The 21,399-nt window shown below is 66.2% G+C and carries 17 protein-coding genes; 8 read left to right on the plus strand and 9 right to left on the minus strand.

Translation table 11 applies throughout. From position 1 onward, the window contains the following. Positions 1-237: 237 nt before the first annotated feature. Positions 238-945: an SDR family oxidoreductase gene (locus ACPEES_RS11180; RefSeq protein ID WP_435103566.1), complete on the plus strand. Its 708-nt coding sequence runs from the start codon at positions 238-240 to the stop codon at positions 943-945. Between the two features lie 44 nt (positions 946-989). Here ACPEES_RS11180 and ACPEES_RS11185 read toward each other — a convergent pair whose 3' ends face one another. The 8 genes from ACPEES_RS11185 to ACPEES_RS11220 form a co-directional block, all read right to left on the minus strand. Further along, positions 990-2,333, minus strand: a complete 1,344-nt coding sequence (locus ACPEES_RS11185) for a Na+/H+ antiporter family protein (RefSeq protein ID WP_435103567.1) — start codon at positions 2,331-2,333, stop codon at positions 990-992. Between the two features lie 81 nt (positions 2,334-2,414). After that, positions 2,415-3,947, minus strand: a complete 1,533-nt coding sequence (gene hutH, locus ACPEES_RS11190; RefSeq protein ID WP_435103568.1) for a histidine ammonia-lyase — start codon at positions 3,945-3,947, stop codon at positions 2,415-2,417. 97 nt (positions 3,948-4,044) lie between these two features. After that, positions 4,045-5,388, minus strand: coding sequence for a YjiH family protein (locus ACPEES_RS11195; protein ID WP_435103569.1), 1,344 nt, complete (start codon positions 5,386-5,388; stop codon positions 4,045-4,047). An 88-nt stretch (positions 5,389-5,476) separates the two neighbouring features. Beyond that, entirely contained in the window at positions 5,477-7,153 is a 1,677-nt protein-coding gene (hutU, locus tag ACPEES_RS11200; RefSeq protein ID WP_435103570.1) for a urocanate hydratase, read from the minus strand. 39 nt (positions 7,154-7,192) lie between these two features. Beyond that, positions 7,193-8,134: a formimidoylglutamase gene (gene hutG, locus ACPEES_RS11205; protein ID WP_435103571.1), complete on the minus strand. Its 942-nt coding sequence runs from the start codon at positions 8,132-8,134 to the stop codon at positions 7,193-7,195. Further along, positions 8,127-9,338 carry an imidazolonepropionase gene (hutI, locus tag ACPEES_RS11210; protein ID WP_435103572.1) on the minus strand — a complete coding sequence of 404 codons (1,212 nt, stop codon included), beginning with the start codon at positions 9,336-9,338 and terminating at the stop codon, positions 8,127-8,129. Before hutI ends, hutG begins: the two co-directional genes overlap by 8 nt. Before the next feature lie 244 nt (positions 9,339-9,582). Then, complete coding sequence (hutC, locus tag ACPEES_RS11215; protein ID WP_435103573.1) at positions 9,583-10,296, minus strand: histidine utilization repressor; 714 nt, start codon at positions 10,294-10,296, stop codon at positions 9,583-9,585. Between the two features lie 136 nt (positions 10,297-10,432). Further along, positions 10,433-11,206 (minus strand): helix-turn-helix domain-containing protein, encoded by a 774-nt coding sequence (locus ACPEES_RS11220; RefSeq protein ID WP_435103574.1) that lies wholly within the window; start codon positions 11,204-11,206, stop codon positions 10,433-10,435. A 128-nt stretch (positions 11,207-11,334) separates the two neighbouring features. On the opposite strand from ACPEES_RS11220, the gene ACPEES_RS11225 reads away from it, so the two are divergent. From ACPEES_RS11225 to ACPEES_RS11250, 6 genes are all read left to right on the plus strand, one after another. After that, the gene (locus tag ACPEES_RS11225) at positions 11,335-12,213 is read left to right on the plus strand and encodes an SMP-30/gluconolactonase/LRE family protein (RefSeq protein ID WP_435103575.1); all 879 of its coding nucleotides are present in this window, start codon (positions 11,335-11,337) and stop codon (positions 12,211-12,213) included. A gap of 166 nt (positions 12,214-12,379) precedes the next feature. After that, on the plus strand, positions 12,380-12,808 hold the full coding sequence (locus ACPEES_RS11230; protein ID WP_435103577.1) for a MarR family winged helix-turn-helix transcriptional regulator: 429 nt from the start codon (positions 12,380-12,382) through the stop codon (positions 12,806-12,808). A gap of 81 nt (positions 12,809-12,889) precedes the next feature. Next, positions 12,890-16,078, plus strand: a complete 3,189-nt coding sequence (locus tag ACPEES_RS11235) for an outer membrane lipoprotein-sorting protein (RefSeq protein WP_435103578.1) — start codon at positions 12,890-12,892, stop codon at positions 16,076-16,078. 37 nt (positions 16,079-16,115) lie between these two features. Next, positions 16,116-17,447 carry a DUF1302 family protein gene (locus ACPEES_RS11240; RefSeq protein ID WP_435103579.1) on the plus strand — a complete coding sequence of 444 codons (1,332 nt, stop codon included), beginning with the start codon at positions 16,116-16,118 and terminating at the stop codon, positions 17,445-17,447. Between the two features lie 85 nt (positions 17,448-17,532). Beyond that, positions 17,533-18,486 carry a LysR substrate-binding domain-containing protein gene (locus ACPEES_RS11245; protein ID WP_435103580.1) on the plus strand — a complete coding sequence of 318 codons (954 nt, stop codon included), beginning with the start codon at positions 17,533-17,535 and terminating at the stop codon, positions 18,484-18,486. 46 nt (positions 18,487-18,532) lie between these two features. After that, positions 18,533-19,039, plus strand: a complete 507-nt coding sequence (locus ACPEES_RS11250) for a GNAT family N-acetyltransferase (protein ID WP_435103581.1) — start codon at positions 18,533-18,535, stop codon at positions 19,037-19,039. 89 nt (positions 19,040-19,128) lie between these two features. On the opposite strand, the gene ACPEES_RS11255 is transcribed toward ACPEES_RS11250, so the two are convergent. Next, positions 19,129-20,427: a GntT/GntP/DsdX family permease gene (locus tag ACPEES_RS11255; protein WP_435103582.1), complete on the minus strand. Its 1,299-nt coding sequence runs from the start codon at positions 20,425-20,427 to the stop codon at positions 19,129-19,131. Between ACPEES_RS11255 and gcvA the strand changes: the two genes are divergently transcribed. Further along, positions 20,385-21,311, plus strand: a complete 927-nt coding sequence (gene gcvA, locus ACPEES_RS11260) for a transcriptional regulator GcvA (protein WP_435103583.1) — start codon at positions 20,385-20,387, stop codon at positions 21,309-21,311. The two genes, ACPEES_RS11255 and gcvA, sit on opposite strands and share 43 nt — an antisense overlap. Positions 21,312-21,399: the final 88 nt, after the last annotated feature.

The following is a 21,399-nucleotide window of genomic DNA, read 5'->3' on the forward strand; positions in this document are numbered from 1 at the left end:
GCAACGCGTAGGCCTCGTCCCAACTATGAGCGGTAGCGTCGTGCATTCCGCGGCGCTCGGGGGTGGGTTGGCGGGGTACGTGGGGGCGGGGGATGCTGTGAACCGTCCGTGTGCGCTCGACTGCCGCCATCCCTGGCGGCAGACGCTACCGCCCCCAGGTACCCCGCCAACCCCGGCTATCTGTGTGGGTCATCCGCGGCGGCGACGGGGACATTCAAGCAGAGGGAGCACGTTGCCATGTCGGATCCAGTATTCCTGATCACCGGCGCGTCCAGCGGCATCGGTGCGGAGACGGCTCGTCAGGCGAGTGCCGCTGGCTACCGTGTAGTGCTCGCCGCCCGCCGGCGAGAACGCCTGGACGCCCTGGTCGAAGAGCTTGGCGGTGCCGACCGGGCGCTGGCGGTGGCCTGCGACGTTAACGACGAGGGGCAGCAGAAGGCCATGGTCGAGGCGGCGCTCGCCACCTTCGGCCGGATCGACGTGGTCTTCGCCAACGCCGGCATGGGCGGTAGCCCCGGTGGTTTCAGCGGTGCTGACACCAGCGTTTGGCGGGATATGATCCTCACGAATGTCTACGGTATCGGCCTGACCCTGCGGCACACCATCGCGGCCCTGCGCGAGAGCCGCGGGCACCTGCTGATTACCGGATCGGCGGCCGGGCGCGTCACCATTCCCGGATCCATGTACAGCGCCACCAAGTGGGCGGTGAGTGCGATCGGTTACGGCGTGCGCGAGGAGCTGCGCGGCAGTGGCGTGCGAGTGACGCTGATCGAGCCCGGAGTCGTGGATACCGCGTTCTTTGACGAGCCGCCGGAGCACGGCCTGGTGCCAGCGGACATTGCCCGCGCTGTGCTCTACGCGGTCTCCCAGCCCCGGTACGTGGACGTCAACGAGGTACTGGTGCGGCCTACGCCGCCGGAGGACGACGACGCCGCCGCTGTCTAGTTGGCGCGCCGCCCGCCCCGGGCGGCGCACGCATCGACGTGGCGCTACAGTGTCATCGCCGCCAGCCAGCCGAAGGCCACCAGCGGGATGTTGTAGTGCAGGAAGGTGGGCACCACGGAATCCCAGATGTGGTCGTGCTGGCCGTCGGCGTTGAGCCCGGCGGTGGGGCCGAGGGTCGAGTCCGAGGCGGGGGAGCCGGCGTCGCCGAGCGCTGCCGCGGTACCCACCAGGGCCACCGTGGCCATGGGCGAGAACCCGAGGTTGATGGCCAGCGGTACGTACAGTGAGGCGATGATCGGGATCGTCGAGAACGACGAGCCGATGCCCATGGTGATGAACAGCCCCACCAGCAGCATGATCAACGCCGCCAGGCCGCGGTTGTCGCCGATGATCGCCACGGAGCTCTCCACCAGCGTTTCGATGGAACCGGTCTCCTGCATGACATTGGCGAAGCCGGAGGCGGTGATCATGATGAAGCCCACCAGCGCCATCATGCGCATGCCTTCGGTGAACACGTCGTCCTGCTCGCGCCAGTGGAAGACGCCGCTGACCGAGAGGATGGCGAAGCCGAGGATCCCGCCGAGCACCATCGAGTCCAGGGTGAGCTGAGTGACCAGCGCGGCCACGACGGCGACGGCGAGGGCGCCTAGCTGCCAAGGCGCCAGGTGGGTGCTGTCGGGGTCCATTGACTCGTGGTCACCGATGCCGTGCTCGGCGTACTCGCGATTACCCCGATAGCTGAAGAACACCGCCACCAGCAGGCCGAGAATCATCCCGGAAACCGGAATGAGCATAGCCAGGGGCACCATCCCGGGGGTGACGGTCAATCCCAGGGATTCGCCGGCCTCGTTGAGGTTGGCGAGCAGGATGTCGTTGAGGAAGATGGACCCAAAGCCCACCGGCAGGAGCATGTAGGTGGCGGTGATGCCGAAGGTGATGCCGCAGGCGGCGGCGCGCCGGTCCATGTGGAGGCTGTTCATGAGCTTGAGCAGCGGCGGCACCAGTACGGGAATGAAGGCGATGTGTACCGGAATGAGATTCTGCGAGCTCACCGCGGCGACGAGCAGTGCGCCGATCAGGCTGAAGTAGACGACGCGGCGCTTGCCAGTGCCGTCGTCGACGCCGAGCCTGCGTACGGCTTTCGCCGCGAGAAGCTCGGTGATGCTCGAGCGCGACAGCGCCACGGCGAATGCGCCGAGGGTGGCGTAGGACAGCGCCACGGTGGCGCCGTTGCCGAGTCCGGCCTGAAAGGCTTCCAGGACCGCGCCGACACTCATGCCGCTGTACAAGCCCCCGACCAGGGCGGCGACGATGAGCGCGAAGACGACGGAAACGCGGGCAAGACTCAACGCGACCATCACGAGGACGGCCAGGACGATTGCATTCATCTCTCCCCCTTTGAACGGGTTTCGTTATTGGCGATAGCAGGGCTTCCGGCCCCGCGGGTGCGAGCGCGGGGCCGAGTGAGCTCAGTAGCTCGGCAGCAGGCCGGCGGGCAGCAGTTCGTCCCAGGTGGACTCGTCGAGGAACTGCGTGGCGGCCTCGATGTCCGGGGCGAAGAAACGGTCGCGGTCGTAATAGGACACCCGCTCGCGCAGGCGCTGACGGGCGCCTTCCAGGCGCTCGGTGCTCTGCAGCCCCTCGCGGAAGTCGAGACCCTGGCAGGCGGCCAGCCACTCGATGGCGATGATGGAGCGGACGTTGCCGGCCATCTCCGCCAGCCGTTTCCCCGCCGCCGGCGCCATGGACACGTGGTCCTCCTGATTCGCCGAGGTGGGCAGGCTGTCGACGCTGTGCGGGTGGGCCAGCGCCTTGTTCTCGCTGGCGAGTGCCGCCGCGGTGACCTGGGCGATCATGAACCCGGAGTTCACGCCGCCGTTTTCCACGAGGAAAGCCGGCAACTGCGACATGTTGCGGTCCATCATCAGCGAGATCCGCCGCTCGGTGAGCGCGCCGATCTCGGCCAGCGCCAGGGCGAGGTTGTCGGCGGCCATGGCCACCGGCTCGGCGTGGAAGTTGCCGCCCGAGATCACCTCGCCCTCGGCGGCGAACACCAGCGGGTTGTCGGAGACTGCGTTGGCCTCCACCGCCAGCACCTCGGCGGCCTGGCGGAGCTGGGTCAGGCAGGCACCCATCACCTGGGGCTGGCAGCGCAGGGAGTAGGGGTCCTGGACCTTGTCGCAATTGGCGTGGGAGTCGCTGATGGCGCTGCGCTCACCGAGGAGGTGGCGATAGGCCGCGGCCGCGTCGATCTGGCCGCGTTGGCCGCGCACGGCATGGATGCGCTCGTCGAACGGCGCGCGGGAGCTCAGCGTCGCCTCCACGGACAGCGCGCCGCCCACCGTGGCCGCGGCGTAGAGGTCTTCCGCCTCGAACAGGCCTTTCAGGGCGTAGGCCGTGGAAACCTGGGTGCCGTTCAGCAGGGCCAGGCCTTCCTTGGGCGCGAGGGCGATGGGTTCGAGCCCGGCGATGGCGAGCGCCTCCTCCGCCGGCACCCATTCGCCGCGATAGCGGGCCCGGCCCTCGCCGAGGAGCACCACGCTCATGTGAGCCAGTGGTGCCAGGTCCCCGGAGGCGCCCACGGAGCCTTTCGCCGGAATCTCCGGGTAGACCTCGGCGTTGATCAGGGCGATCAGCGCATCGATGACCTCGCGGCGGATACCGGAGAATCCGCGGGCCAGGCTGTTGACCTTCAGCACCATGGTCAGGCGCACGAGGGCGTCGTCGATCGGCTCGCCCACGCCCGTTGCGTGAGAAAGCACAAGCGAGCGCTGGAGGCTTTCCAGCTGATCCCGGGGAATTCGGGTCTGGGCCAGCAGGCCGAAGCCCGTGTTGATTCCGTAAACGGTGCGATCCTCGGCGACGACGCGGTTGACGCAGTCGACGCCGGCGGCGATCGCTGCGTTGGCGTGGTCCGACAGCTCGACGGGCTCCGCAGCGGCGTACACGCGACGCATCTGCGCCAGTGTCATCTCGCCGGGTGTAAGCCTCAGGGTGGTCATGGTTCCCTCCAGGTGATCGGGAATGGCGGCCCGGGACGCGCCCTGGGACCGCCGTTGGCACTCGTGCTGCGTAGCCGGAGTACACCCCCGGTGGCAGTCACATGATGAGGTAAGCGACCGGAGTCGCCAGCAGGATCGAGAGCACCGTGCGCTCGAACCAGAGCACCACCAGCTCCCAGACCCGCACGGGGATTTCCGTGGCGAGAATGCACGGGATCGATGCCGAGAAGAACAGCACCGAGGACACCGACACCACCCCGGCCACGAAGCGTGTGGGCAGCGAGGCGTCCACGGCCACCAGCGCCGGCAGGAACATTTCGGCGATGCCCACCGAGGCCGCCTTGGCGGCGAGCATGGCGTCGGGGAGCTGAAGCGCGGCCGTCAGCGGGTAGAACAACAGCGCCACCCAGTCGAACACCGGGGTGAATTTCGCGAGCACGAGCCCGATGAGTCCCACCGAGAGAATGGTCGGCAGAATGCTCATCGCCATGAGCACGCCGTCGCGGAAGTTGGCGGCCACGCTCGCGGGTACGGACGGGGACCGGCCGCTGGCGGCGATGCCCTCGCGCCAGGCGGCGACAAGGAGGTTGCCGGTGTGCGGCTGCTCCGGCTCGCCGTCACCGCTGACGTAGCGCTCGGGTTTGCGGCTGATCGGCGGGATGCGCACGGTGATGGCCGTCACCAGGAAGGTGATGATCAGCGTGATCGCGAAGTAGGTGGTCCAGATGGCCATCAGGTCCAGCGTCTTCGCCACGATGACCATGAAGGTCGCCGACACCGTGGAAAACCCGGTGGCGATGATGGTCGCCTCCCGCGCAGTGTACTTGCTCTCCTTGTACACCCGGTTGGTGATCAGCAGCCCGATGGAGTAGCTGCCGACGAACGAGGCCACCGCGTCGATGGCGCTCCGTCCGGGCGTGCCCCAGATGGGCTTCATGATCGGGCGGAAGAGCACACCGATGCTTTCGAGCAGGCCGAAGTCCACCAGGAAGGCGAGGAAGATCGCGCCCACCGGTACCAGCACGCCGACGGCGATCACCAGCTTCTCGAACAGGAACGGCCCGAGGTCCTTCGCGAACAGCCACTGCGGCCCGACCTCGAAGACCAGCATCAGCGCCACGCCCAGGCCGAGAACCTTGAGCGCGGAGAATACGGCGTCCACAGGGCTGCGGTGCCAGGTGCCGCGTACGAACGGGTAGACGGCGCCGGCGGCGATGATCGCCAGCGCGTACCAGGGCATCAGCGCTGGCAGGCCGCCACGGATGCCGCTGACGATGTGATCCAGCGGGATAGTGGATTTCCCGCCGAAGGTCACCGGCACGAAGAATACGAACAGTCCCAGGGCGCTCAGCCCGCAGAACTTCAGAACGTGACTCCAGTGCGCCGCGGGAGTCGCCTCGCGCGGGGCCGGGTCCGTGAGGCCGTGATCGCTCTCGCTCATCTTCTCTCCCCTCCCCAGGTCGGATTATGGCCGCCAGCGCACGCCCCGGTCCCTGTGCCACCGGAACCGGGGCGGAGCGCCCGCCGCGTCACTCCAGCATCGGCAAGTCCAGCCCCTGCTCCCTGGCGCAGCGCTTGGCGATGTCATACCCGGCATCGGCGTGACGCATCACGCCGGTGCCCGGATCGTTGCGCAGCACGCGGCCCAGTCGGGCATGGGCGTCGTCGCTGCCGTCGCAGACGATGACGACCCCGGCGTGCTGCGAATAACCCATGCCCACACCGCCGCCGTGGTGAATCGACACCCAGGTGGCGCCGCCGGCGGTGTTGAGCAGGGCGTTGAGCAGTGGCCAGTCGGAGACGGCATCGGAGCCGTCCTGCATGCTCTCGGTTTCGCGGTTGGGGCTGGCGACCGAGCCGGAGTCCAGGTGGTCGCGGCCGATCACCACCGGCGCCTTGAGCTCGCCGTTGCGCACCATCTCGTTGAACGCTTGCCCGAGGCGCGCGCGGTCACGGAGGCCGACCCAGCAGATGCGCGCCGGCAGGCCCTGGAAACTGATGCGCTCGCGGGCCATGTCCAGCCAGTTGTGCAGATGCGGATCGTCGGGGATGAGCTCCTTGACCTTGGCGTCGGTCTTGTAGATGTCTTCCGGATCGCCCGAGAGCGCCGCCCAGCGGAACGGGCCGACGCCCTGGCAGAACAGCGGGCGAATATAGGCCGGCACGAACCCGGGGAAATCGAAGGCGTTGTCGACGCCTTTCTCCTGGGCCATCTGGCGGATGTTGTTGCCGTAGTCGAAGGTCGGAATGCCCTGGGCCTGGAAGTCGAGCATGGCCTGCACGTGCACGGCCATGGAGGCCTTGGCTGCATCCACCACGGCCTCGGGCTCGCGCTGACCGCGTTTGACGTACTCCTCCCAGGTCCAGCCGGCGGGCAGGTAGCCGTTCAGCGGGTCGTGGGCGCTGGTCTGGTCGGTGACCATGTCCGGGCGCACGCCGCGGCGCACGAGCTCGGGCAGGACCTCGGCGGCATTGGCGCACAGTCCGATGGATACGGCCTTGCCCTCGCTCGTGTACCGCTCGATGCGCGCCAGGGCATCGTCGAGATCGTCGGCCTGCTCGTCGAGGTAGCGAGTTCGCAGGCGGAAGTCCAGGCGCGACTGCTGGCATTCGATGGTGAGCGAACACGCCCCGGCCAGGCTCGCGGCCAGCGGCTGGGCGCCGCCCATGCCGCCGAGGCCGGCGGTGAGGATCCAGCGGCCGGCGAGCTTGCCGTCGTAGTGCTGACGGCCGGCCTCGACGAAGGTCTCGTAGGTGCCCTGGACGATGCCCTGGGAGCCGATGTAGATCCACGAGCCCGCAGTCATCTGGCCGTACATCATCAGGCCCTGGCGGTCGAGCTCGTTGAAGTGCTCCCAGTTCGCCCAGGCCGGCACCAGGTTGGAGTTGGCGATGAGCACGCGCGGGGCGTCCTTGTGGGTCTCGAACACGCCCACGGGCTTGCCCGACTGAATCAGCAGGGACTGGTTGTCCTCCAGCCGCTGCAGGGTCTCGACGATCTTGTCGTAGCACGCCCAGTCGCGGGCGGCGCGGCCGATGCCGCCATAGACGACCAGATCCTCCGGGCGTTCGGCGACGTCCGGATGGAGGTTGTTCATGAGCATGCGCAGTGGCGCCTCGGTCAACCAGCTCTTGCAGGAGCGCTCGGTGCCGGTGGGCGGGGCGATGCGGCGGCTCGGGTCGTGGCGGTTGGTCGGTTGGGACATGGCTCTCTCTCCGGTGCGGGTCACGGACCTCACGAGCGTTCACCCGTCGAGGGTGAGCAGGTGCACGAGGCGCGCCGCGACTCTGGCGGTACGGTTGTCGATGTCGTAGTCCGGGTTGAGCTCGGCGATGTCGGCGAGCAGTAGCTTGCCGCTATCGCGCACGCGCTCGATCAGGGGTTCGAGCAGGGCGAGGGACACGCCGCGGGCGGCAGGGGCGCTGACCCCGGGGGCCTCGGCGGCGGGCAGCACGTCGAGATCGATGGTGAGGTACACCCGCTCACAGGCGTCGATGAACGCCGTGAGCGCGTCGTCCACCTTCGCCAGGCCGGCGGCGGTGATCTCGCGGTCCTCGCGTACCAGCACGCCGAGAGTGTCGGCGCGTTGGAAGAGTGCGCGCGTATTGCTCGCGCGGCTCACGCCCAGGCAGGCGTAATGGAACGGCCAGCCACGCGCCAGGCAGTCCTCGGCGATCTGGGCGAAGGGGGTGCCGGAGGAGCGCACGTGTGCCGGGTCGCGCAGGTCGAAGTGCGCGTCCAGGTTGACGATGCCCACGCGCGGTGGCTGCGTGCCGGCCTCCAGGTGACGGGCGATACCCTGCCAGCTTCCGTATGCCACCTCGTGACCGCCGCCCATCACGATAGGCCTGTGGCCGGCGTCGAGGAGCCCGGTGACACGGCCGCCGAGTCGTGACTGGGCATTTTCCAGCGCGTCGTCCTCGCATCGGACATCGCCGGCGTCGAAGGCAGGGCCGTTGCGGTGCCAGGCGAGGCCGGCAAGGGCGCGGCGGATGGCACTCGGACCGCCGACGGCTCCCGTGCGTCCGTGGTTGCGGCGCACGCCGGCATCGCTGGTGAAGCCGATCAGCGCCGCGCCGGGGCCGGCCGCTTCGTCGACGGCGCGGATACGCTGGTGCCAGCGCTCGCTGTCCGGTTCCGGGTCCGTGCGGCCCTGCCAGAGGCTCATGTCGATGGGCTCAGGCATCGTGGGTGACCTCCCCGTTGATCACACGCTGGCGCAGCCGGCCGGGCTGCACCGCGTAGGCGAGCTCGGCGGGGCGTTCCACGTCCCACACGCACAGGTCGGCGGGCGCGCCTTCGGCGAGGCGGCCAAGCTCGGGGCGGCGCAGTGCCCGGGCGCCGTGGGCGGTCATGCCGGCGAGCGCCTCGCGCGGGGTGAGGCGGAAGAGCGTGCACGCAAGGTTCAGCATCAGTGTCGGCATGAACATCGGCGAGCTGCCAGGGTTCGCATCCGTGGCCAGGGCAATGGGGACACGGGCCTCGCGCAGGGCGCCGACGGGCGGTAGCTGCGTCTCGCGTAGCGTGTGGAAGGCGCCGGGCAGCAGCACGGCGACGCTGCCAGCCTCCTGCATGGCGGCCACGCCTTCGTCGTCCAGGTATTCGATGTGGTCGGCGGACAGTGCACCGTAGCGTGCCGCCATGGCGGTACCGCCCAGGTTGGAGAGCTGCTCGGCGTGGGCCTTGATGGGCAGCCCGTGGGCCCGGGCGGCCTGAAACACGCGCTCGCACTGGGCCACGCTGAAGGCGATGGATTCGCAGAAGACGTCCACCGCGTCGGCGAGGTCCTCGGCCACGGCGGCTGGGATCATCTCGTTGCAGACGAGATCGATGTAATCGTCGCTCGCCCCTTTGTATTCCGGCGGCAGGGCATGGGCCCCGAGGAGCGTGGTCACCACGCGCACCGGCAGGCGCTCGCCGAGTCGACGGGCAACGCGCAGCATCTTCAGCTCGTCGGCGACCGTGAGGCCGTAGCCGGACTTGATCTCCACGCAGGTCACGCCGTCGTCGATGAGCGCCTGCAGACGCGGTCGTGCCGCCTCGAGAAGGGCGTCTTCGCTGGCCTCCCGGGTCGCGCGCACGGTGGCGAGGATGCCGCCGCCGGCTTTGGCGATCTCCGCGTAGCTCGCCCCTTCCAGGCGCTGCTCGAATTCCCCCGCGCGGTTGCCGCCGAAGACGAGATGGGTGTGGCAATCCACCAGCCCCGGTGTCACCACACCGTGGCTGCCCGCCTCGCGGGCGCCGTCGATATCGGCACCGGTGAGCGCGTGCATGGGGCACAACCGTTCGACGCGGTCGCCCCGGGTGAGGACGGCCATCGGCTCCGGATGCTCGCGGAGACCATCGAAGACGGTCATGTCACGCCACAGCAGCGAGGTGTTCGCGGACATGGCGGCTCTCCTCCTGACACGAATTGTATATACAATTACAAAGGCCAAGCCCGGGTGTCAAGAATCCATCCCGTCATTGCCGGATTTGCCCGACAAAACGGGTTATTTTTTCAAAATCATACAGTTGTAATGACTTTCTTAGAAGTTTACGAGGCGGATGTACCGCCGTCTCCCAGGGAAATGGACGGTGAGGATGCTTTGAATGTATATACCGTGGTCCGGCTGCGAGCGTCGCGTATCCCCGCTAGCGCTGGCGTTCCGACATGCCGGAGCGAAGCTTGTAGCGGTCGCCGGGGTAGAGCAGGCGGGCGTAGCTGATGAGGTGGTCGTCCGACCATGTGCGGCGTGTCATGCGCAGGCACGGTTCGGCGGGGGAGATCTCCAGCCACTCGGCGGCCTCGGCGTCCGGCAGCACGGCTTCCACCACGTGCTCCATGTCCGAGATGGGGCAGGCGGCGCTCAGCACCTCGTTGGGGGTATGGCGGGAGAAATCGGTCTCCAGGTAGTCCGGCACCCAGCGCGGGTTCACATAGCGATCCTCGAGCTGGATGGGGATGTCGTTCTCGCGGTGAATCAGGACCGAGTGAAACACGTGGGTGCCCAGGCGCACGCCGAGGCGCACCGCGATGTCCTCGTCCGCGGCGATGGTCTCCCGGCGGAGCACGTCGTTGCGGTATTGGTGACCGCGGCTACGGACTTCGTCGGCGATGTTGTGGATTTCGAGCAGCGACGACTCTGCCTTGAGGTCGGTGACGAACGTGCCGAGCCCGGGCTGGCGTACCAGGTAACCCTCGTGAACGAGCTCGCGGATCGCCTTGTTGGCGGTCATGCGGCTGACGCCGAACTCGCGCGCGAGCTGCTCCTCCGGCGGGATCTGGTGGTGCGTCGGGTAGGCGCCCGAATGCACCTGCTGCAGCAGGAACTGCTTGATCTGCAGATAGCGGGGGCTGCGGCTCATTCGGGCTCCGGGTCGAGGTACTCGGCGTTGATGGCGGCCGCCGGCGTCCACGCCGGCATCCGCGGCGCAGAGCGTATCCCATCATGGCGGTCATGGCGAGGCATCGGCGAGTCGCCGCAATGGTGTGCGTCTGCGTTCAGCTTGCCCGGCTGCCGGCTTGCGGGTGCTCGTCGATGCGGCGCATGCGGTGAAACGCGAACGGTGCGAGCGCGAGGGTCAGCTTCGCTGTCATGAGCTCCGAGTCCGCCGACATGAGCTGGTCCCGGTGAGCGGTCTGGCGGATGCGCTCGGCGAACTCGTCGGCCTCGCGTTGCAGCATGTCCGCGGAATCCGCCCGCATGCGTCGGGAGAGGGTGATGAACTGCACCCCGGGCTCGCCGGCATTCTCTGCCGCCCAGCCGACGAAGTCCTGATTGATTCGCTTGAGAATGGGGGCCAGCGGCCCGGTCCAGCGCCAGGCCACCGGCGTGGTTATGAGCAACCGGTAGCGTTCGCTCACGTCGCGCTCGACGATGCCGAGTCTATCGAGATCGCGCATGTAGAGCTCGATACTCGCCTGGCTCAGGCCGGTCTCCCGGGCGATTTGCTGCGGCGTGAACCGGTCCATGAGAAACAGCAGGAAGTAGAACAGGGATGGGTACGCGGCGAGGTGGCGCTCCGCATCGTGCGACAGTGGCACGCTCGGACCGGCCGGGCGGTTGGAGGCTTCGATCAGTGTCTCCAGCGGCAGGTCGATGGCCGTGCAGATCGCTGCCAGGCGGCTGAGCTTGCAGTCCTGCTGCTGGAACAGTCGCTTCACGCTGGGCTCGGACATGCCCAGCCGCCGCGCGAGCTCCGCGTAGGTGATACCACGCGCCTTCAGCGCTGACCGCAAGGCGGCAAAAACCCCACTTCGTGTCACATCCGACATCGGCTGTTCCGGTTTCAATACGATTTGCCTGCGCAGAGTATCAATTTTCGATGCGCATCGAGATGTGTTTGCGAGTCAAGGATCGAAAATCTAGCTTCCTGCGGTGTCACCTCAGCAGGAGATCCGAGATGAAGAAGCTATTCGGTGCATTGCTCCCCGGCGTGCTCGCATTGAGTGTGAATGCGATGGCGGCGGATCCAGCCCCGCTCACCCACCTGTGGACGACGGAGGGATTCGCGGAGCCGGAATCGGTGGTGGTGGATGCGGCACGCGATCGCCTGATAGTCAGCAACATTGACGGCCATCCGGGCGAGGCTGACGGCGAGGGCTTCCTCTCGCTGCTCGACCCGGATGGTTCAGTGGTGAATCGCCAGTGGATAGGGGGCCTGGACGCGCCCAAGGGTATGGCGATACACGAGGGCAGACTCTACGTAAGCGACATCACGGCGCTGCACGAGATCGACCTGGAGCGAGGGCGGCTCGTTCGCTCGTTCGAGCCGGATGACGCGCGGTTTCTCAACGATGTCACGGTCACGGCCGATGGCGACGTGTACGTGACCGACATGATGGCGAACGCGGTGTACCGGTTACACGACGGCCGGCTCACGCGCTGGTCGGAGGACGACGGTCTGCATCATCCCAACGGCATCCTGGCACAGGACGGCCGGCTCATCGTCGGCAACTGGGGCACGGGCCTCGAGAGCGATTTCACCACCGCGACGCCGGGTTCACTGGTGCTGATGGATGCCGATGGGGCCGGGATCGAGCCCGTCCCCAATGGCGATGCGCTGGGCAATATCGACGGTGTCGCAGCGCTCGGTCACTACCTCGTGGTGAGCGACTGGGTGAAGGGTACGCTGACGTTCCTCCCGCAAGCGGGCGGGGCCGTGGAGACGCATGCGGTGGAACCGGGCGTGGCGGACATCGGTGCCGCGGGCGATCGCCTTTACGTCCCGCTGATGCGAACTGGCAGGGTTTCCGCTTACTCCGTCTCCGCCAGCCCGTAGGCTGGCGACGTTGCCATTTGGTGCCAGGGGGCGCAGGCCGCGGCGTGGCGACGCGTCCGCGTCGCGGCCTGCGCCTCGGCCCGGGGACGCTGCGGTGGCGAGCGGAGTTGACGCACGTCTTTCGTGGTCATATCGTGCATATACACGTCTTGATACGAATCGCATCATGGTGTCCAACGAGTTCGTGGCGGAGAATTGTGCCTGCTTCCATCTGCGTAGTGCCGCACGGGTGGTGACGCGGGCTTATGACCGCGCTCTGGCGCCTACCGGTCTTCGCATCACCCAGTTCACGCTGCTGGTCGCCGCGAGTATGGAGACGGGCGCCTCGCTGACGACACTCGCCGAGCACATGGCCATGGATCGCACGACCCTGTCCCGCAATCTGCGGCCGCTGGAGAAACGGGGGTTGCTGACGGTTTCCCAGGAGGGCTACCGGCGCGAACGCACTATTCACCTGACACCCGAGGGAACACAGTTGCTCGAGCGGGCGAAGCGCTGCTGGGAAGGGGCGCAGCAAGAGATAGTGGAGCGGCTGGGTGAGGAACGTTGGCAGCGGCTCAAGAGTGAGCTCGGGGACCTGGTGGCGGTGGGCTGACACCCCTCGGGCGATAGTGGTGCGTGGAGCGCCACTATTTTTTGACGATGTAGTGTATATACACGACATGGGGGATCGATCGTGCCAGAACATGAGTCGGCCAGCCGGCGGTTCTTCCTTTGGGTGACCGCCCATTCCAGGACTATTCTCGTCGCCGGTGCCGTGCTGATCGCCGTGGCTGCCGCCTGGTTGCCGGCCCTTCAGAAAGATACCGGCGCGGATGCCTTCATCGCCGACGACAATCCGGCCCTGGTGTATCGCGACGAGGTGAAGCGTCTATTCGGGCTGGACGACCCGTTCGTCGTCGCCGTCGTCAACGAGGGCCGACAGGGCATTTACAATCCCGCCAGCCTGAAACTCGTCCAGTGGCTTACTGACCGTATCCGGGCACTGGACAACGTCGACCCGGCGGGTGTCACGAGCCTCGCGACCGAGAGCGACATCCGCGGCACCGCCGGCGGCATGGCGGTGGAACCGTTCTTCGACGAACCGCCGGCCACACTCGAAGGGGCCCGTTCGGTTCGCCGCGCCATTGCCGATTTCCCGCTGTACCAGGGCAATCTGGTCGCCGAGGACGGCAACGCCACGCTGATCCTCGCCGAGGTGGTGGACGAGGCGCGCAACGCCGGGACGTACCAACGCCTGATGCGTCTGGCGGAGAATGCGCCGAAAGGGGCCGACGACCGGATTCACGTCGCCGGCGAGGGAGCGGTGAGTGGTTACCTGGGCAGCTACATCGACCGCGATGCCAAGCGCCTCAACCCCTTGGCAGGGGGCGTTATCACGCTCGTGCTGCTGCTCGCTTTCCGGACACTACGCGGAATGCTGCTTCCCAACGTCGTCGTCTTGGCCACGGTGGTGGGGGCGCTTGGCACCATGGCGGCGGTTGGTGTGCCGTTCTACGTGATAACGAATGGCCTGGTGGCGATTCTCATCGGTATCGCCGTCGCCGACTCGGTCCATATTTTCGGCCGCTACTATGAGCTCATCCGGGAGCATCCGGACGCGGGCGGTCGAGAGCTGGTAGTCACCGCCATGGTGGACATGTGGCGGCCGGTGACCCTGACCACACTCACCACGGTAGCCGGATTCGCCGGGCTGTACGGTGCCTCAGCCATGCCGCCGATGCGGTATTTCGGCCTGTTCGCGGCGTTGGGCGTGATCGTGGCATGGGTCTATTCACTGCTCGTGCTGCCCGCGGCGCTCGCGTTGCTGCGGCCAAAACCGACTCCGACCTTCGGTCAGCGGTCGTCTCGACACGGCCAGTGGCTCCAGCGCGTGCTCGTCGGTCTCGGGGCGGCGGTGCTGCGTTGTCCCCGTATCACGGTGTTGGGTGCCATTGTGGTTGCGGCACTGGGTGTCCACGGTGCCAGCCGGGTCGTGGTCGAGGACCAGCGTATCGAGAACTTTCAGCGCAGTGAGCCCATCTACCGTGCCGACGCGGTGATCAACCGTCACATGGACGGCATTCACCATCTGGACATCGTGGTGGAGACCCCGGAACGCGAGGGCCTGTTCCGCCCGTCACGTTTACGGCGAATAGAGGCCCTGCAACGTTTCGCAGAGACACTGCCGCATGTGAACGGCACCACGTCGGTGGTGGATTACATCAAACAGATGCACCGCGCCGTGAATGAGGATCGCCCGGCGGCCTACCGCATCCCCGACGATGCCGCGTTGATCGCTCAACTCTTTCTGCTGTACGCGGCCTCGGGGAGCCCCACCGACTTCGAGGAAGAGGTGGACTACGACTACCGGCGTGCGCTCGTGCGTCTGCAAGTGGATACCGGTGCCTACCGCAACAATCGCCGTCTGGTCAGCGCGCTGGAGCGCTACATCCGCGACGAATTCAATACCGCAGCGATGCGGGCCACGCTCACCGGTCGCATCCAGGTCGACTACCACTGGATCGACAATATCGCGACCAGTCACGTAACCAGCCTGATGGCGTCGCTGTTCATGGTCTGGCTCATGGCCGTGGTCATGTTCCGGTCGCTGGTGGCCGGGGTGTTCGCGTTGTTGCCCGTGGCCTCCGCGGTCCTGTTCGTCTACGCCGTGATGGGGCTGGGCGGGATCTGGCTCGGGGTGGGGACGTCCATGTTCGCTGCCATTGCCATCGGACTGGGTGTCGACTTTGCCATCCACACCCTCGACCGCCTGCGCGAGCTTCTCGCCGGTGCGGAGGCCGGCACCGATCTCGACCGGCGTATCACGCCGCTATTTGCGTCCACGGGGCGGGCGTTGATGTTCAATTTCCTGGCGCTCGCCCTGGGGTTCCTGGTGTTGACCAGCAGTGAGGTGCCGCCGCTCGTGGACTTCGGTGCTCTGGTGGCGGTGGCCGTCACGACGGCCTTCGCGACCAGTGTGACCGTGCTGCCGGCGCTCGCCAAACTGCTGCGCCCCCGTTTTCTCACCGGCACTGCGCCCGTGCGCGGCACTGGTGTGGCCAGTAACGTGATGCGTGCCGCACTGGTGGCCGCCCCGGTGCTCGTTTCGGTGGCCGTCCATGACCCGGCCGCGGCCGCTGAACCGAACCTGCCCGAGGGCCGTGCCGTGATGCAGATCGTCGATGCCCGTGACGAAGGCGTGTCGGTGTCCCGGGATCTGCGCATGACCCTCACCGATCGCCGGGGAGTGACGCGCGTACGCGAAACCCGGGGCTTTCGCCGGTACTTCGGCGACGAGAAGCGCTCGGTGATCTTCTACGAGGCACCTTCCAATATCGCGGGGACGGCGTTTCTCACCTATGACTATGCCGCTGCCGGCCGCGACGACGATCAGTGGCTCTATCTGCCCAGCTTGCGCAAGGTCCGGCGCATACCCGCCTCCGACCGGGGGGATTACTTTCTCGGTACCGATTTCACCTACGAGGACATCAAGAACGAGAACAAGGTGCCGCTCGAGGATTATCGCTTCGAGACCGTGGGCCGGGAACGCGTCGACGCAGTAGAGACGGTCGTGGTCGAGGGTACACCAGTGGACCGGGAGACCGCCGGGGAGCTCGGTTACGGGCGCGTGCGCTGGTACGTGGATAAGACGACCCGTTTTTCCCGGCGAACGGAAATCTGGGACGTCAACGGCAACGCGCTGAAGACGGTCCACGTTGAGCGTATCGAGCGAATCGACGGCATATGGACGGCCCTCAGGCTGCGCGCGGTGAACCACAAGAGTGGACACGAGAGCGTGTTCGAGTTCTCCAACGTCGATTATCACACCCGCGTGCCGGAGCGCGTGTTCACCCGGCAATCGCTGCGCCGTGGCTTCTACTGACCGGGGGAGCGCAGGGGAGCGCGGTGGAGCTCATGGCATGCGACAGACGATGATTCCGGGGAGAGCGCTCGCGTTCGTCGTGCTCGCTCTGGTTGGCGAGGCGGCAGAGGCGTTGGATTGGGCAGGGCGGCTGGAAACGTCGCTCCTCGTCGACGCGGAGACGGCGTTCCAGACGGTGGGCGGGGACCTGCAGAAAAGCCAGCTAACGCTGACGCCGCAGGCACGGCTCGATATTTCGCCGTCCACCCGTATTACCGGCATTGCCCGGTTGCGGTTCGACGGCGCGGACGAGCTGGAGCCGGGACGGCCAAGTCAGGCTACCCGCGCTGCCTTGTCCCGACGGGTGTTTGTAAAGGAGAGGGCCGAGCTCGAATTGCGCGAACTCTATCTGGACGCTTTCGTTGGCGACGTTTTTCTGCGCCTGGGCAAGCAACAGACTGTGTGGGGGCAGGCGGACGGGCTCAAGGTGCTCGATGTCGTCAACCCCCAGAGTTATCGCGAGTTCATACTCGCGGATTACGATGACTCGCGTATTCCGTTGTGGACCGCCAAGGCGGAGCTGCCGGTGGGCGATGGTCTGCTACAGCTGCTCTGGATTCCGGACCGGACTTACCATGACGTACCCGATCCGGGGGCTAGCTATGCCTTCACCACGCCCAGGTTGGTACCGGAGTCGGAACCGGGTACCCCCGTCAGGCTGGAGGCGCCGGATCGTCCGGGCCGGTTCTTCGCCGATTCGGATGCGGGCGTTCGTTATTCCGTATTCGCCGGCGGTTGGGATCTCACCCTGAACTATCTCTATCACTATGATGACACTGCGGTCTTCGGGCGACGTGTGACGGCGGATGGCGTGGTCGTTACCCCCGAGTACGGCCGAACCCACACCTTCGGCGGCACGGCGAGCACGGCCTTCGGCAGCTTCACGCTGCGAAGTGAGCTCGCCTATTCGTCGAACCGGCGCTTTATCACCAAGGATCCGGGAGATCGCGACGGCATCGCCGCGTCGGGCGAGCTCGGCTATGTGCTTGGCCTGGACTGGCAGGCACCGGGCGATACCTTCGTCAGTGGGCAGGTCTTTCAGAGTCGCCTCACCGGGACGTCGCGCGATCTCAACCGAGACGCGGTGGATACCAGCGTAACCCTGTTGTTCGAACGCGAATTTCTCCACGAGACCGTTACGGCGAGCGTACTGTGGATACATGGTTTCCACGACGGCGATGGTCTCGTTCAGCCAGGGATCCGCTATGACGTTTCCAGCAATTTATCGGTCAGATTCGGCGCTGACGTGTTCTATGGTCCGGAGCACGGTCTCTACGGTGAGTTCGATGACACGGATCGCGTCACCATCGGGTTCGAATGGGGACTGTGAGCGCAGCCGGCTTCTCCGGGCGCCCACGACGGGTGATGGCCTTTCCCCGGGAAGGCCGAACAGCGCGCTAGCGCAGCGGTGATTCATGTTCACGAATCTGCGGAAGTTACCGTCCCTCGACGGGATAAGAACCTTCATCGTCGTCGCGCGGCGGCTGAGTATCACCCGGGCCGCTGAGGAGCTCCATCGCTCGCAGTCCGCGGTGAGTCGGCAGCTACAGACGCTGGAACGGGCGCTGGGGCGCAAACTCGTCGTGCGAGCGCATCGCCGAATCCGCCTCACCGCGGACGGCGCCCGACTGTATGCGGTGGCTCAGCCGGCCCTCGAGCAACTGGAACGAGGCGTGTCGGAACTGCTCGATGACGGCGCACGCCGTCCCGTCACCGTGAGCGCGAGCATCGGTGTAACAGCGCTGTGGTTTCTGCCGCGCCTCGGTGAGTTTCAGCGGGAGCATCCGGGCATCGACGTCCGCGTTGCCGCCAGTAACGCTCTCGAGGATCTGCGGGCGGAGGGGATCGATCTGGCGATCCGCTATGGCAGACGGGGGGATGCGTCCCGGGAGGGGACGCATCTGTTCGACGAGATCGTTCGGCCGGTTGCCTCGCCGGAGCTCGGTGCCAGGCCGGTGAACGAGAAGATGCTGGCCGACAGCGTGTTGATTGACTTCGATGACCCGGAGCACCCCGGTCTGCGCTGGGAGACGCCGCTGGCCGCCATGGGTCTGGACGAACGCACGCCCAAGGGGGTTCTGCGATTCAACCAGTACGATCAGGTTATCCAGGCGGCGCTCGCCGGGCAGGGTGTTGCGCTGGGGCGGTTGCCGCTCATTCACCATCTCATCGACGAAGGGCGCCTGGTCACGCTCGATCGGGAAGCGGCCGTGCCGCACTCCCAGTATGCCTACTGGGTGCTCGGATGTCGCGACAGTCGGCCGGCCGTCCGCGCGGTCGCCGAGTGGATCGTCGCTCAGGCGAGGGCCACGGAAAAGCGCCTGACCGAGGGCAGGTCATCCGGGCTCGGCTCGGAAGACCTGGCGTGACAGCGGACCATTGCCTGGCTTTGGGGACGAAGGGGAGAGACGTGAAATGACGTATATCCGTTCAGAGGTGCCGGCGGATCACGAGGCCGTCCGATGGGTGAACGAGCATGCATTCGGGCGGCCGGACGAGGCCCTTCTGGTCTCCGCCCTGCGGGAACGTGCCCGTCCGGTGATCTCGCTGGTAGCCGAAATACAGGAGCGGGTAGTCGGTCATATCATGTTCTCCCCTGGCAGTCTTTCCGGGCATGGTGACTCTGACGTCATGGTGTTGGCGCCCATGGCAGTCGCGCCCGCGCGGCAGGGGGGTGGTCTCGGATCGCTGCTCGTACGCGAAGGGCTCGCCGAGTGCGGGCGCCTCGGTGTCGGGGCCGTCGTCGTTCTCGGTCATGCTGACTTCTACCCTCGATTCGGTTTCGTGCCCGCGAGCGACTACGGCCTCTCCTGTGCCTATGAGGTGCCCGCCGAAGCGTTCATGGCCGTGGAGCTTCGAGCGGGCTATCTGAGTGGACGTCCGGGCACCGTACGGTTTCACCCGGCATTCGACGACCTTTGATCCTGCATCGCGGGTCGTGGCGGGACGGCGGTGCCCCTGATCACACGGATGCCGGTTTCTGGCTGTGCCCACGGCATGGGCGCGAGCGTTCAACTCAGCGCACCGGATAGCCACAGCGCGTAAAGCGAAGCCAATGCGGTGACGCCTTGAACGATGCTGCCGCCGACAATCGCTACGAGCGCACTGCGCTCACAGTGCTTTCCGAACGCGTCCTGACGAATTAGCCAGTAGAAGCTGTCATTGGGCAGTATGGCGACCATTGATCCCGCACAAACGGCCAGGACCGCTGCTGGCGGCGGCAGAACGCCCGATTCGGTAAACGGTGCGGCGAATGAAGCGACGGCAGCGAATGTCGCTATGCTCGAGCCTTGGATCAGCTTGAAGGCCGCAGTCAGCGCGAACAGGCCAAGTATGCCCTCCATGCCCGCGCTGACTGACGTGAATCGGTCCAGTGCATCGAGTTCCACCAGTATTCTGCCGAGTGCGCTGCCGGCGCCAATCAGAAAGAGCAACTCCGTGGTCCGGCCGACGGCGCGCTCCAGGCACTCGCGGCGCGCCGGTCGCGGCAGCACGGTCAGGGCGAGAGTGGCCGAGGTGGCCAGAGCGCCAGCGGGCTGGGTCAAAAAGCCGAGTACGGGGTGGGCGCGAAGGTCCACGACGACGCCCGCGAGAACCAGGGCCAGTAGTAGAGTCAGTGACCCCATGGCAACGGGGAAACCCGTCAACGAAGTCGCCTCGGCATGTGTGCTCGAATCACGACTCGCGCCGTTGAATCGCGAGCTCCAGAGCAGGCCTGTCAACCATACGGGCACGAATATCGCGCCGCCCAGCAGCAGCGCTGAATCGGTGGCGACACCCAGCGCTGTAGCCACGAGAAGGGGCCCGGCGGGGAACAGGAGCTTGAATCCGGCATACGCGCCGAGGGCAAGCGCGAATCGGCGATCTCCGCCCATCGGCGAGAGCGCGGCATACGCCGTGTCCGGGCATACCATCCCCGCGGCGGTTACGGGACCGAGCAGCACGCTGCCGAGCCCGGAGGTATTCAGATTCGATCGAGAGAGGGCTTCCGCGAGTGTGAACGACGGCAGCAGGATCACGGCGAACTCTCCCAGGCGTTGCCCCCAACCGTCGTTGATCGTCGTTATCAATGCATGGGAATCCATGCCGGCACCTATTCCCACGGCAATCGTGGCGATCACAATGAGTAGTGGCAGCGGCAGTCGCAAAATGTCCGTTAAACATTTTCGGCTCGTCATGATCATTCTGCCCCCGGCCGGTTTCGGTGTCCGGGAGATTGTCGGATGACGTGAACGGAGAATGAAGCGATGATTACTGGTGGTTTTTAATGAGAAATAGTCAAAAGGACAACATCGGGCGTCCGCCCCCATTACGCGCCGTTCAGATCTTCGCAGTGGCGGCCGCGCACGAGAGCTTCACGCAGACGGCGCATGCGCTATCGATCACCCCCGGTGCTGTCAGTCGACAGGTCCGTGAACTGGAAGATGACCTGGGGGTGGTACTTTTCGAGCGTCGCGGCCGAACGGTGTATTTGACCGACGCGGGTCGGAGTTTCGCGGCAGTCTGCCAAAGCGTTATCTCCAAGCTGACGCATGAAGCCGCGGAACTGCGCTCGAACGATTGCCCGCCCATAGTGACCATCAGCATGCTGCCGTCCGTAGCCGCTCGATGGCTGGCACCACGCCTCGGTGCTTTCATGGAAGCTCATCCAGCACTCGATCTGCGGATTGCCGCTTCCCGGCATTTCACCGATTTCTCGCGTGAGGGCGTGGATGCCGGCATTCGCTATGGTCGGGGGGTGTGGCCCGGTGTCACCGCACACCCGCTTGGCGATGAGGATCTCTTTCCGGTTTGCTCGCCAGGCTATGCGGAATCGCTGAGCCTTTGCCGTCCCGAGGATCTTGGTCGCGCGAGCATGTTGCGCGGCGACCTGACCGAGACATGGTGGGACTGGTTGCGATTGGCCGGAATCGAGGATCACGCGCCGCAGCGCGGGTTAGCTTTCAAGGATGATGCCGCGTTGCTCAAGGCTGCGGAAGATGGTCTCGGGGTTGCGCTCGGTCGCTCTCTGCTCGTCGCTGACGCGCTGCGAAGTGGCCATTTGGTCGCACCGTTCCGACAGCGAATTCGCTCCAGCTTCTCGTACTACTTCGTTATCCCGGTACAGATATCCATGTCCCCCGCGTTACTGGCCGTCCAGAAGTGGTTGTCTCGAGCGTTTACCCAAACGCTCATGGAAGTGACGGCGATGTGAAGTCTCTTGCATGTGCCACGCAGTTCCAAGCGCTGTTCTGGCCCCATAATGGCCTGACCCGGGCACGGTTCTGCTTTCATGCCGTGTT

Origin of the sequence: Arhodomonas sp. AD133 (assembly GCF_051195215.1) — a bacterium.
In the GTDB taxonomy this organism is placed as follows: domain Bacteria; phylum Pseudomonadota; class Gammaproteobacteria; order Nitrococcales; family Nitrococcaceae; genus Arhodomonas.